Origin of the sequence: Sulfurospirillum sp. 1612, assembly GCF_036556685.1 — a bacterium.
Classification (GTDB): domain Bacteria; phylum Campylobacterota; class Campylobacteria; order Campylobacterales; family Sulfurospirillaceae; genus JAADIZ01.
Window position 1 is genome coordinate 2,164,670 of the sequence record NZ_CP140614.1, and the last position, 13,050, is coordinate 2,177,719.

General features: G+C 39.1%; 13 protein-coding genes. All 13 read right to left on the reverse strand.

The features are described 5' to 3' along the window. Positions 1 to 7: 7 nt before the first annotated feature. A complete protein-coding gene (locus tag SFB89_RS10885; RefSeq protein WP_331774715.1) occupies positions 8 to 826 on the reverse strand; it encodes a hypothetical protein in 819 nt (272 codons plus the stop codon). A gap of 755 nt (positions 827 to 1,581) precedes the next feature. Further along, positions 1,582 to 2,130, reverse strand: coding sequence for a hypothetical protein (locus tag SFB89_RS10890; RefSeq protein WP_331774716.1), 549 nt, complete (start codon positions 2,128 to 2,130; stop codon positions 1,582 to 1,584). 15 nt (positions 2,131 to 2,145) lie between these two features. Next, a complete protein-coding gene (traT, locus tag SFB89_RS10895) occupies positions 2,146 to 2,763 on the reverse strand; it encodes a complement resistance protein TraT (protein WP_331774717.1) in 618 nt (205 codons plus the stop codon). A gap of 75 nt (positions 2,764 to 2,838) precedes the next feature. Then, entirely contained in the window at positions 2,839 to 3,207 is a 369-nt protein-coding gene (locus SFB89_RS10900) for a hypothetical protein (RefSeq protein ID WP_331774718.1), read from the reverse strand. Positions 3,208 to 3,684: 477 nt separating this feature from the next. Next, complete coding sequence (locus SFB89_RS10905) at positions 3,685 to 3,996, reverse strand: thiamine-binding protein (protein WP_331774719.1); 312 nt, start codon at positions 3,994 to 3,996, stop codon at positions 3,685 to 3,687. Between the two features lie 9 nt (positions 3,997 to 4,005). Then, a complete protein-coding gene (locus SFB89_RS10910) occupies positions 4,006 to 5,724 on the reverse strand; it encodes a YgiQ family radical SAM protein (protein ID WP_331774720.1) in 1,719 nt (572 codons plus the stop codon). A gap of 146 nt (positions 5,725 to 5,870) precedes the next feature. Next, positions 5,871 to 8,117, reverse strand: coding sequence for a molybdopterin oxidoreductase family protein (locus SFB89_RS10915; RefSeq protein ID WP_331774721.1), 2,247 nt, complete (start codon positions 8,115 to 8,117; stop codon positions 5,871 to 5,873). A 124-nt stretch (positions 8,118 to 8,241) separates the two neighbouring features. Continuing rightward, on the reverse strand, positions 8,242 to 9,093 hold the full coding sequence (locus SFB89_RS10920) for a formate/nitrite transporter family protein (protein WP_331774722.1): 852 nt from the start codon (positions 9,091 to 9,093) through the stop codon (positions 8,242 to 8,244). A 15-nt stretch (positions 9,094 to 9,108) separates the two neighbouring features. Further along, positions 9,109 to 9,555, reverse strand: coding sequence for a hydrogenase 3 maturation endopeptidase HyCI (locus tag SFB89_RS10925; RefSeq protein WP_331774723.1), 447 nt, complete (start codon positions 9,553 to 9,555; stop codon positions 9,109 to 9,111). Then, positions 9,552 to 9,902 carry a formate hydrogenlyase maturation HycH family protein gene (locus SFB89_RS10930; RefSeq protein WP_331774724.1) on the reverse strand — a complete coding sequence of 117 codons (351 nt, stop codon included), beginning with the start codon at positions 9,900 to 9,902 and terminating at the stop codon, positions 9,552 to 9,554. Before SFB89_RS10930 ends, SFB89_RS10925 begins: the two co-directional genes overlap by 4 nt. A gap of 15 nt (positions 9,903 to 9,917) precedes the next feature. After that, entirely contained in the window at positions 9,918 to 10,760 is an 843-nt protein-coding gene (locus SFB89_RS10935; RefSeq protein ID WP_331774725.1) for an NADH-quinone oxidoreductase subunit B family protein, read from the reverse strand. Beyond that, complete coding sequence (locus SFB89_RS10940; protein ID WP_331774726.1) at positions 10,757 to 11,293, reverse strand: formate hydrogenlyase complex iron-sulfur subunit; 537 nt, start codon at positions 11,291 to 11,293, stop codon at positions 10,757 to 10,759. The genes SFB89_RS10935 and SFB89_RS10940 overlap by 4 nt, the downstream gene beginning before the upstream one ends. Before the next feature lie 12 nt (positions 11,294 to 11,305). Then, on the reverse strand, positions 11,306 to 13,045 hold the full coding sequence (locus tag SFB89_RS10945) for a hydrogenase large subunit (RefSeq protein ID WP_331774727.1): 1,740 nt from the start codon (positions 13,043 to 13,045) through the stop codon (positions 11,306 to 11,308). Positions 13,046 to 13,050 lie beyond the last annotated feature (5 nt).

Genomic DNA, 13,050 nt, shown 5'->3' on the forward strand with positions numbered 1-13,050 from the left:
TCCTTATTTAGTTTTTATTTTTATATGGGTTTGGAATAACTCTAGTTTGATAATCATATAAGTCTTTTTTATCTCTTTTTCCACATCTGCTTAGTGCACCATGGTGATATGGATTGAAAAGATTTATATACCATCCTCCCCAAAATGCGAAACCTATGTATTTAGCCAAAACTTCACCTGTTTTTATGTTTTTTATCTTTTGAATATCTTTACTAATAAACGGAAATAAAAAAATCTCTCTATCCATACCTTTTTCAAGAGCATTGGTGTAAAACACATATTTTCTCTTTGGCACTTTGATAACATTTTTAAGATGATATTGTTTGATGATCTCCTCTGCATTCTTACATGATCTATGATAGTTTGGATCATCTTTGGGAAGGCTATCGTATTTCGAGTTGCAATAGTTTAGGTAAACTATTTTAAAGCCTCCTTTAGCACAAACTCTTTCGCCGACATTACCATCTTTTAATAAATTAGTACAAATTCCTCTTTTCACTAATCCATTGTTTGCAAAAAAATGATACTCTTTATCATCATATGAATTATCAAATACATTCAACCCATCATAAAACCAGTAATCCAACTGCTCCTGTTTATTTGTCACGGTTTTATAGATATGTACGCCTCCATTGGTGAAGCACAAGGTTTTATATACTATATAACCTACAATATGATCACCTACAGGGAAAAGCATAACAAGCAATAAGATTATCATCCTCTTTTGTTTGCTTTCAACTACTTTATCTATAATTCCTTTTTTGATGATCGGTACCAATATGGCATAATAGATCAGTAAAGGTACAATTAATATAATTAGCCCCATAATCCATCCTTTATCTTTTGTATTTTATTTTGCTTATGCTGCTGTATCTGTTCGTTCATGATCTTTCCCTTTTGTTTGTTGTCTTGATATGTAAATATTTGCTTGGTTTGAAATGTTTACATGTGAAGACATCATGATAGTAGTTTGAGTTTGGAAGTATAGTGATATGCATTTTTATCATATTTATCCTCATAGTTTTCCTTTTGATGTTAGATGCTCTGCATACAAAGGAATCTTATTTTAAATTTATTTTATAGATACAAATATAGAGTCTCTATAGTTACAATCTTGGAGTACATGATGTTCTATGACAATTGAAAAATATGATACATGGTTTTTGTTTTATAGCTGATCTTATCTGCCCGAGCGTATGATATCTTTATATATATTCATACCGACAAGTTATAAAACGGATAAATTGAACGAACGGTTTATTGTAACGACTGTTTTATAAGATAGAAATTAAAAACAGTACTTTTGTTAACAAATAATCAACAAATTGTTAATAGTTTTTAATAATTACGTGAATCTCATGGTTTCAAAGTAATTTATATTGATCATCATCTATCATGTTCTTATCCTATATACTCTTAAGAAATTTAGGATACCAGTCTAACCATGTAGTGAATCTTAGATTGATCTGGATAGACTATATGCCTGACACAGGGCAAGCAGTGCACAAACCTACTCTACTATGTATGGAAAAGTAAATATGTACACCGATACAAATACAGCCCCTTCTATTCATTAATAATCTATCTAAAATCAGCCGGACAACTATCCATATACTCTTCAATACCGTCCTTTCTCCAGAGGTCATGCTTTACTAGATAGTCTTTCACCTCTTGAGCATTATATGTCGTCATGTCATAGGGTTGTTTTTTATAAATATTGATTTCGGCATACACCTTACCATCCAAGCCAAGTCCACAAGGAGCAGCATTTTGAAGAGAAGTCACATTGAGAGAGCTAGAAGTACATGTATCTACAAACCCTTTGGCAGTATGGATCAAACTTCCTTGAGCATTGTTGATCTTATTGCCTGCAACTTTCACAAATGCAAAATATTTATAACCGTAATGCAATGTCAATGCGGCAGCATTTTGCAAGAGATGTGTGTTTCTTGTTGAAATATTGTACCCATACGAAGGACTATTCCATTTTTGTTGGCCTGCTATCATAAAATTTCTTTTGGTTTTGGTCGCGTCGTATTTATATTCACAAACAGCCAACTTGCTAGAACACCCGTTAAATAAAATCAAAGCACCAACACTTAACAATCCATATATAATCAATTTTTTCATTGTTCTCTCTTCTCCTTATTCTAATATATCAGCAATCTTTTGCACCGCTTGAGTTTCCATGATACCTTTGGCTTCCATCGGTTTCAATCCCATCTTCACAGCCTGTACCAAGACTCTTGTTTTATCTTCATCACTCCATTGTCCCAAGGTATTCTTTGTACGTAAAGAGATATCAATCACTGCTCGATACGTTTCATCCCTTGTGGCATTTTCAACGATTCCCATAGCAAGGGCTGCGGTGATACCGATTAAGATACTATCGCCACCACTGTTGCCATTAGCACTTGCCAAAGCTCCCGCCGTTGCTCCACCAAGGGCAGCACCACCATAATGAGCTGCTTCTTTGAGGTTATTGGCAAACAAGGTATTGACATGCATGCTGATCGTTGCAAGTTCCGGATTATCGACTAAAGTAACACCACGTTTCAAAAGTGCTTGTTTAAGAGGCGCTTTTAGCTTTAAAATGCTCGCAGTGGTTCCAGTAACCCTTAGATATACTTTTTTATCTTCTAGGGCTTTAGGGCTCAGTGAGACTGTTCGAGTCATTGCCGATTGCACCTGCAGGGTTGTGGTTCCACATCCACTAAATAAAAAAGCGGTTAGGACCATCATGCCCACTAAGAATTTCTTCATACTCCTTCTCCTTTTTATAGTTTTTATGAATTATACTTAATGAATTTTTATAATTAAATTAACACATAAATATCATTAACTGTTCCCAAGTCCCCACTTAATAATACCTTTAATAATATCAACCATCACCAAGGTGCTTCTGTGATTGTGAATCATCGTAATATAATCAAGCAGTAAATACTCAATAAACACAAACAATGCTGCATACCAGAATCCTTTTCTCTCTTTGAGTATTAGCAGTATCAAATAGCCGATACCAAAGCATAAAATTGCCAATCCCCACTTAGCAAAGTTATTACCGATAAAATGATCTCCGACATACCAGCCGCCAATCACCATAGGAAGCACGGGGAGCGTAAAGATAGCAATAACAAATACAACACCAAACGCTGCTTCGTCAGTATTGATAGTCCAATACGGTCCTGGATGATAATTGTTACTCATGTTCTTTTTCTCCTTTTATTAAAATTAATGACATTTATAATATTCCTCTATATGTTTAATGCTGCTAACCCTAAAAAGATTCACACTCCTATTAAAATCACAAAAAAATCAACATACCAAAATCAAAAAGCTTTGGTCTAAAAGTATTTGCTGCTTTGATATGAAATCGTTGTTGCATAAAATTTGAAATATGCTCAATTTTTGTCAGATTCACTTTTCTTAGATTATTGCTGTTTCAATACGGTTTTTGAAACAATGATAGGCTATTATTTTAAGAATACTCAATATCACTCCTTGTTTTATCGTTATTTCAAAGGGATAGTGAAAGTATAGAAATTAATATGGACATTTTTAGTCTATTTAATTTAAAAAGGGGAAGGTAAGATTTCTATAAGTTTTTCAAACTACGCTATCACGATGCATTTGTCTTTATTTTGCTCATGTTTCAATCTTTTTTGATTTACATCATTGCACTATTTAGCTTTTGATTGGCACATCCACTTTGGCTTGTACTGAGGCGATTTTTTGATGCATGCCATCGACTCTGCTGGCTCTGATGTCAAATTTCGCACACGCATAGATGCGATCATTCTCTTCGAGTTGTAGGTAGGCCTCTTCTAAAAGCTGCAATGCTTCTTTCATCGTTTTGGTCTCGACCACCGTGCTCATCGCGGTGAGTTTATAGGGAAATCCACTCTTTTCTATCAGCTTGATGATTTGTGCGACATCAGCACTCTTGCTCTCGCCTCCACTTAGTGGGAACATACTCAATTCCATCAAAACACTCATTTTCTCTCCTTAACTGTCAAATCCACTTTTAAACATGTTGTTTTTTTTACTCACGACGATCTCTTTTTGCTTTTCTTTTCTCACCGTATCTTTTTCTACAAAAAGCGGCTTTCTGCTTTTGGGCTCCAACCCTGTATAGTACATCAAAGTCGAGTAGGTCGAAGGTGTTGGGGTGAAGACTTGAGCTTGTTCGGGACTCATTTTGAGCACATTGGTAGCAAAATTTTTGAGATTGTGCATGTGCTTTTCCTCACAACCCGGATGTGCGGCGATCAGGTAGTAGGTCAAAAACTGTTTTTTGCCAGATTCTCGGTTGAGCTTATCAAAAAGCACTTTGAAATCCACAAGCGCTTTTTTGCCGGGTTTTCCCATGAGAGAAAGAATCTCATCGTCCACATGTTCCGGAGCGATCTTCATCTGTCCACTGATGTGATGATTGATGATCTCTTTGAGGTATGTATATCCATGCGCTTTGTCATCGCTGATGAGGTCATACCGCACGCCTGAGGCTATAAACGCTTTTTTGATGCCTTTGATTTTTCTCACATTACGAAGCAAATCTATCTGTCTTTGATGCGTTGGTTTGAGGGCTTTACACATCGTGGGAAACATACAGCTTTTTTCTTCACATGTCCCTTTTTTGATCTTTTTATTGCACTCGTATCCGTACATGTTCGCTGTCGGTCCACCGATATCGGAGATGATGCCTTTAAAATCTTTGTAAGTCGTAAAAAGTCGCGCCTCATCAAGAATCGATGCTTCACTGCGACTTCTGATCGTGCGTCCCTGATGCACGCTAATCGCGCAGAAATTACACTCCCCATAACAACCCTGATGGGTGGAAATCGAAAATTTAATCGTCTCCAATGCTTTGACTTTTCCCTCGCTCTGATGATACGGATGCAAATCCCGCTCAAAGCCGAGCGCGCTCACCGCGTCTAACTCATGAGTATCTAGATACATAGAAGGAGGATTTTGAATCAGGTAGCGACTGTCGACTTTTTGACACAATCCTTGGGCGCTGATGGGGTCATTGTTGTGATAAAACAGATCAAACATGTCGATAAATTTGTGCTTATCATGGAGTACTTCTTCATGGCTAGGGAGTTGTAAATAGTCACTTCTTGGCTCTTTTGAGATATAACTAAGCCCCCTTACATGATGAGGCGCAATGTCACTTTTAAGTGCATCGGCAAACTCTACCACGCTTTTATCTGCCATCCCATAGATCAAATAATCTGCTTTGGCATCAAAGATGATGGGTTTGCGGATTTTGTTAGACCAAAAATCATAGTGACTCACGCGTCTCAAACTCGCTTCAATCCCACCTAACACGATAGGTACCGTTTCTTTGAAATAGCGTCTTATAAGATTAGTATAGACCAAACTCGCACGATCAGGTCGCTTGGTATTTTTGCCACCAGGAGTATAGTCATCATCGCTTCTGAATTTTTTCGTCGCCGTGTAGTTGGAGACCATCGAATCCACACTACCACCACTCACACCCCAAAACAGTCTTGGTTCGCCCAATCGTTTGATATCAACATCTGAGGTAATATCAGGTTGGCCGATGATACCCACGCGATATCCGGCATTTTCTAAAATCCTACCAACCACAGCAACGCCCATATAAGGGCTGTCGATATAAGCATCAGAGGTTATCAGTATCACATCAAGATGCCGCCATCCGCGTTTTTTCATCTCCGCTCTTGTAGTGGGTAAAAACATAAATCTCCTAAGCTTTCTTTAGTAAAACTAATATACCATATCCGCTCTATAAATCGGCTTTTTAGCTGTGTTTTTTCAAATAAATAGAAAACAAAAGTAGAGAAAGAGAGCCAAAAGACTCTCTTTCTTAATAGAAGAGATGAATACTAAGCGTGCGCTTCAGCATCCGTAAAGATAATCTTCTCTGAATAAAACTTGACACGTTTCTCTGCCAATACTGCTGCATATTCGCTTTTTGAAATTTTATGAAACCGTACTGCCGCTTTATAAGTCGGTGTGCGCGTGATAGGATCAGCACCCTCACCGGTCAATTCATTGGCGTGACCTTCCCAATAATGAAAGGCCATCTGCATCACCTCATCAGGCACAATCGGGGTGACTTCCACCTTCACGGCAATCTTACCATACCGACTCTCAACAGCCATATAATCACCATCTTCGACACCGTATCTGGTTGCTGTCTTTTCATTGATTTCACCGCAAGGGCCATGAATATCTGCACCCTCTTCAAGTGCAGGTGAGCGACGTGTCATCGTCCCAACCGTATATTGATACACTTTTCTTGTTGTCAACAACTCAATAGGATATTCCTCATCTCTGGGTTCATCCACAGAACCTGCCATCCGTGGATAGCCTTCTGGCAGATCAAGTATGGTATCCATCGCTTCTTCTGCTTGTTGGATATATTTTTTATCCTCCACAAACACAACTGGAGCAAAATTCGCTTTTTGATCGGGTGTGAGAAACTTCATATCTAGATACAAGGACTTTGTTCCCGGATGGTTTTCCGTTGGACAAGGCCAATGCAAACCATGTTCGCGCTCTAAACGATAATAACTCATACCACCATATCGGTGGGGATCTACTTTTCGTACCTCTTCCCAAATCTCTTCTGGTTTCAAATAATCAAATCCTTTAGCCCCCATCTTTTGGGCTAATAAACAGACGATTTCCCAATCTTGCTTCACATCACCAACAGGCTGAACGGCCATATGATTGAGTTGTACTCTTCGCTCAGCATTGGTATAGCATCCCTCTTTTTCAGGGCCGCAAACAGCTGGTAATACGACATCAGCCTTGAGTGCTGTTTCTGTCAAGAAAATATCTTGGACGATATACAAATCAACATGAGCCAAAGCTTTTAGCAAATGATTGGTATTGGGGTCTGAAATGACCGGATTTTCACCGATAGTCCAAAATATCTTGACGCTATCATTGAGAATGACATCGGGGATATCCGTACGTCTTACTCCTACTTTATCATTCAACTTACAATCCCAAAATTTTTCGTACCAAGCTTTGGCTTTGGCATCATAAACTTTTTCACCACTTGGGAAGATATCGGGCAAAATCCCCATATCACAAGCCCCTTGGACATTTTGTTGCCCACGAAGCGGTAAATCTCCTGAACCCAACACTCCGATATTGCCAGTTGCAAGCATCAGATTGGAGACATCATAAACATTACCGACACCATGATTAAAATGGGTCACACCCATGCCGTGTGTGATTACCGCCGGTTTGATTGTCGCATACATTCTAGCGGCCTCTTCGATCAATTGAGCCGGAACACCACTGCTTTCTGCCACTTTTTCAGGGCTGTATTCTTTGACAATCTTTTTGATATACTCAAACCCATGAGTATATTGATTGATAAAGGCTTCATCTTGCAGATTATTTTCAATAATATAATGCAACATCGCATTGATAACCGGAATATTATGTTCAGGTTTCAATTGCAAATGAAGGTCTGCTTTTTGAGCCATCTCTGTTTGTATTGGATCAATGACGATCAACTTCGCACCTCTATTGAGTGCTCTTTGGATATACATCGCTGCAATTGGATGAGCATTTTCTGGATTTGAACCCACCATCAAAATACAGTTACTATGTTCTGCTATCTCTGTGAAACTATTTGTCGCTGCACCACAACCTATTGTTTTAGCCAGACCGGCTACTGTTGGGGCATGTCAAATACGAGCACAGTGATCAATATTATTTGTACCGATGATGGCACGCATAAATTTTTGTGCGACATAGTTTTCTTCCAAAGTACATCTTGAAGAAAAATTACCGGCTATGGCATCGGGACCATAATTTTCTTTTGCTTCTCTCATCTTAGAAGCGACCAAATCCAGTGCTTCATCCCAAGAGGATTCTGTGAGTTCACCATCTTTGGCAAAAACACCATCTTTTTTTCGAATCAAGGGTTTTTTCAATCGATCATTTGCACCGACATAATCCCAACCATACAACCCTTTTAAACACAATTCGCCGTCATTAACATAATCATTGCAACTACCTTTGGCTTTGACGATCCTGTTATCTTTGACAGACAAATCGACATTGCATCCTGTCCCGCAATAGGGACAGATGACTCTTGTCTCTTTCATACTGTTTCCTTTTATATGATATAAAACATCAATAAATTACATTTATTAAGATATGCAAATTTTGCATATCACCAGTTAAAAAAAATCTCCTCTTTACAAGGAGATTTTTAAAACGATTCTAAAATTACACGTCTTTTGGTTTAAAATCTGGTTTATTGGCGATAAAGCCCAAAATACCGACGAAAAATACACCTCCTACGATATTGCCCGCAGTAACAGGGGCTAGATTATGAAAAAATCCTGATATATTTAACGTGGACAATTTTGCCACAGAAATGTGAGATAGAGCAGCCAATGCATCGATATCTCCATGTACTTGTACTAAATAATACGCTTTGGCCAATAATCCCATTGAGATGATAAACATATTTGCGACGCAGTGTTCATAACCAGAAGCGACGAATGCTGCGATAATAAAAGCAATCGCAAGAACTTTACCCGCTGTATCTTTGGCACCCATAGCCGCCCAAACAGCCATACAGACAAATACGTTACAAAAAATACCACGGATGAATGCTGGCTCAACTCCAAGTGCTGTTTTACCCGCACCTAAGTGTAAGAAATGCATCAAAATCTCGCCACCATACTTCAACGGTAACTCAGAGCGAAAATACATATAGGCGATTAATGCAGATCCTACGAAGTTGAAAATCCATACAATAACCCAATAAGAAATCATTTTAGCAAATGATAGTTTTTTGTCATAAGTAGAGACACCGGACATAACCGAACTGGTAAATAAATGACCACCAAAAAACACCACCATCATCAAACCGACGGAGAAGGCAAAACCACCGATAAAATTGGCGATCCCCGGAGTTTCAACACCGACGGTGGCATGGGCCCAAAAAATATCACCCATCCCGATGGAACCCCCTGCCATGACTGACATAATAACAACACTCAACAAAGGCATCGTCGCCTTATGCTTTAAACCACTTGATACATCATTAGCTATTTCTGCTGGTGACAACATATTTTTTTCCCTTTTTTATACGTTAAAAATGTTTTCGATTTCTCTCATCTTGTCCATCGCCCGATGTGCTGTTGCCTCAGCTTCAGCAGAAAGATCAGGATTGAATTCGAGAACATTTTCGATATCAACATTGAGTCCCAAAAACAGGACAACTTTACAAAATTTCCTTATGTAGCTCAATAAAATAGGCATCGGCAAATTATGGGTTGTATACATATAATCCACATCATCGCTGATGTCTATGAGCTCGACACTGCCCACATTGACTCCGGTCATCGCATCGGCAACCACAATCAAATCAGGAGCGTATTCTCGCAACTTATTAAATTCACTCTCTGGCGTATCTTGTCCGTCAAATATCTTCCAATCAGGATTCTCTTTTTCGAGAAGTTTTCCGAGAAATGGTGCAACACCGTCATCTCCCATCATGGAATTTCCTACTGATAAAAATGCCTTTTTCATATTTGTTTCCTGATGATCCAATAACCCTCTTTTAAAGAGAACAAAATCGTTTTAAGATCACTTTCTGGCATCTCAGAATTCAATTTTTCTAGATGTTCTGGAAAGATTTCGATCTCAAAATAACGCTTCAGATTTCCTAATTTAAATTGAGCATATTCCCCACATTTTGCCACCTCACCCATATACTCATCTTCGTCAATCTCAGCTATTTTTTCTATGAAATCAATCGTACCAATCCCATGGCCCACAGCCATAGAAAAGACTTTGACTTGCTCGAGTTCTGGAGGCAACTGGTTTTTCGAAGGCTCAACTTGTCGTTTTGTTAATCTACATATTTGAATCATCATGACACTCCTATTGCATTAAAGGTTACTGATATCTATCGCACATTCTTCAGAATTTGACGCATTGACATGAGCGAGATAAACAGCATTGTGAATCAACCCCATACACTCTTTATATCGTACGTCTTCTTCACGCGAAATCGCCGCATCCATCGTAATTTTTGCAACAAATGGATCATGAATATTTTTGGACTGACCCACCGCTTCAATATACTTAGCACTAAGTTTGCGGCCATAAATATAACCCATCAATCGCTTGGCTTCTGCATAAACATCACGTTCAAACAAAATATTTCCAAAAACAGATTTTTCAACTTTTGGAGGGATTCCATTATCTTCTTTTTCATCAATAAGATGAATTTTCTGATCCAACAATCCAAGTGCTGTTGCAATCCCATAAATCGTACTTGCAGGATGTGGTGGGCACCCAGGAATCCAGACATCCACAGGAATCACTTTATCAATACCACCCCAAACAGAGTAAGCATCATGAAAAATGCCACCCGTAGAACCACACGCACCATAAGCGATTACAATCTTTGGATCTGGTGTTGCTTCATACGCCCGCAAAAGGGGATAATACATCTGTCTTGTCAACGGTCCGGTACACAAGAGAATATCTGCATGACGTGGACTTGCGACGAGTTTAAATCCAAAACGCTCCGGATCCCACATTGGTGTGATGGATGCGAAAATTTCAATTTCACAACCATTACATGAGCCACAATCGACGCGATACACGCTAAAGCTTCTCTTCACATTTTTGAGAAGTTCAAGCTTTGCTTCAACACTGTTGGCATCTTGAATCTCTTGTGGCACGACATACGTTTTTGGCTTGGCATGAACATTAATCTGTCTCATTTGTTGCTCCTTATAAAATAGTGACAAGCTTGCTCAACTGCTTTTTTCTTTTTACATTCAGGACACGTATAAAGATGTTCCACTTTGGCGTCAAAACCCTCAGTGCTCCAGCCAACATTTTTTAATCTTTCGATATCATATGCAATCAGTCTTTTTGTCGTATAAGGTTTTTTACAAACATGACAATATTCGACTTCGAGCTCCCCTCGTACTTTCAAATCATCTTTATTAAATTTCACCGCTGTTTCAAACTCATGTGATAAAAATACAGCATTTGTAGGGCATACTTCATCACATCGTCCACAATAGATGCAACGTCCGCAATCAAATTCCCAAACCAACTTCGTGCCAGTTTTGTTCAATTTCACATTGATGGCATTGGAAGGACAAGCTACGGCACATGCAGTACAACCGATACATTTAGCATAATCATAATTTGGTTTTCCACGAAAATTCTCAGGAACCTCATAGGGTTCAAATGGATAAGCATATGTGGCTCCTCCATATTTTCGTGTCATATCTAATAGTTTCATATTAGTTCCTTCCTAATTTTTTATTGGAGAATTTTTGAGCGTCTGTGAATATTGTTTCAAATCTTTATGAGTCAAAATTTTTGACTTTTTATTCTTAACATCCACAACCGTCACTCTCTCAGTACAAGAATAACAAGGATCTAGTGAACACACAATCAAAGCAGCATCTGCAATAGTGTTACCTTGAAATTGGTATCTCAAAGAAGGCCAGTTATTATAAGTAGCCGCACGACAACGCCATCTATAAACTTTTTGAGAGCCTCCGTGCATAATCCAATGTATATTTTCTCCACGTGGTGCTTCAACATTACCCACACCATAAGCCTCAGGCAAAATCAAACGCTGTGATTTAATCATCAACGCACCAGCTGGCATCATCTCAAAACATTGTCGTATGATAGAGAGTGATTCTAATAGCTCTTTATATCGAACGGTTTCTCTAGCAAACACATCGCCACCGTCTTCTGTAATCACTTTAAAATCAACATTTTGGTAAAAATCAAAAGGATGGTCATATCGGCTATCGCGTTTGAAACCACTTCCTCTCATATTCGGACCAACGGGTGAAAAATCACGTGCAATCTGCTTATCGAGCATCCCCACGCCTTTCCATCTTCCAATTTGTGCTTTATCATCCATCACAGCGTCCCAAATCTCTTTGATTTGTGTTTCCATAATCTCAAGTAACGCCATCCCTTTTTTGATTTCATCACCACTGATATCCCGTCGCAATCCGCCAACAATCACATTGCCGTAAGTTTTACGTCCACCAGTGACCAATTGTGCCAATTCCATCGAATACTCACGAATTCTAAAGATTTGCATAAATGCGGTAACATTACCGGTGACTTCACACGCCAAACCAATATTAAGTAGATGCGAGTGCAAGCGTTCGATCTCAAGACACACGACACGCAATGCTTGTGCTCTTTGTGGAATTTCCAGACCCACAGCACGCTCGGCTGCTTCAATACAAGCAATCGCATGCGCATAGCCACAGATTCCACAAACGCGCTCAGCCAAAAATCCCATCTGATCATAATTCATTCGGTTTTCAGCCAATTTTTCCATACCACGGTGTTGATAAAAGAGTCGATAATCCGCATCGATGATGGTATCACCATCACAATATAATCGAAAGTGTCCCGCCTCATCACTCGTAATATGCAACGGTCCAAGAGGCACGTCAACCACGCCACCGGTTCCCTCAGGAGACAGAAATTTGTAATCAGGTTCATCTTGATGTGCATAAGCATCCGGGCGATATCGATAATCCATGGCATCTTTTTTCAAAGGATGTAATCCATCGGGCCAATCATCCGCCAATACCAATCGTCTTGGATCTGGCAAACCAACGGCTACCAAACCAAACATATCATACGCTTCTCTCTCATACCAAACCGCTGCGGGTACTTTACACGTCACAGATGGAAATGTTGGATCATTTCCTGGCACATATGCCTTCACTGTCATCCAACATTTTTCATCTTGTGGCAATTCATCATCAGGGGTCATCTTGCCCCCTTCCATAGATAAAACGTAATAAAGGGCATAATTACCGTTTAATTGTCGCTCATCATTAGGAGTCATCGTAGAGAGCCAGCCACCCATATCATAATAGAGCATTCTCACAGCTTCTGGCAAATCATTACGATCCACAGTGATGGTGATCTGATCTTCACATTGTCGTGTCACCTCATGAATGGTTATCTTTTCTCTTACTTTATTTATAAATCTTTCACCTTTTTTCATCTGGA

Bases quoted from the DNA above. Each gene is read 5' to 3' on its own strand.
- SFB89_RS10885 (WP_331774715.1), bottom strand. From the start codon at position 826: ATGGGGCTAATTATATTAATTGTACCTTTACTGATCTATTATGCCATA.
- SFB89_RS10890 (WP_331774716.1), bottom strand. From the start codon at position 2,130: ATGAAAAAATTGATTATATATGGATTGTTAAGTGTTGGTGCTTTGATT.
- traT (WP_331774717.1), bottom strand. From the start codon at position 2,763: ATGAAGAAATTCTTAGTGGGCATGATGGTCCTAACCGCTTTTTTATTT.
- SFB89_RS10900 (WP_331774718.1), bottom strand. From the start codon at position 3,207: ATGAGTAACAATTATCATCCAGGACCGTATTGGACTATCAATACTGAC.
- SFB89_RS10905 (WP_331774719.1), bottom strand. From the start codon at position 3,996: ATGAGTGTTTTGATGGAATTGAGTATGTTCCCACTAAGTGGAGGCGAG.
- SFB89_RS10910 (WP_331774720.1), bottom strand. From the start codon at position 5,724: ATGTTTTTACCCACTACAAGAGCGGAGATGAAAAAACGCGGATGGCGG.
- SFB89_RS10920 (WP_331774722.1), bottom strand. From the start codon at position 9,093: ATGTTGTCACCAGCAGAAATAGCTAATGATGTATCAAGTGGTTTAAAG.
- SFB89_RS10925 (WP_331774723.1), bottom strand. From the start codon at position 9,555: ATGAAAAAGGCATTTTTATCAGTAGGAAATTCCATGATGGGAGATGAC.
- SFB89_RS10930 (WP_331774724.1), bottom strand. From the start codon at position 9,902: ATGATGATTCAAATATGTAGATTAACAAAACGACAAGTTGAGCCTTCG.
- SFB89_RS10935 (WP_331774725.1), bottom strand. From the start codon at position 10,760: ATGAGACAGATTAATGTTCATGCCAAGCCAAAAACGTATGTCGTGCCA.
- SFB89_RS10940 (WP_331774726.1), bottom strand. From the start codon at position 11,293: ATGAAACTATTAGATATGACACGAAAATATGGAGGAGCCACATATGCT.
- SFB89_RS10945 (WP_331774727.1), bottom strand. From the start codon at position 13,045: ATGAAAAAAGGTGAAAGATTTATAAATAAAGTAAGAGAAAAGATAACC.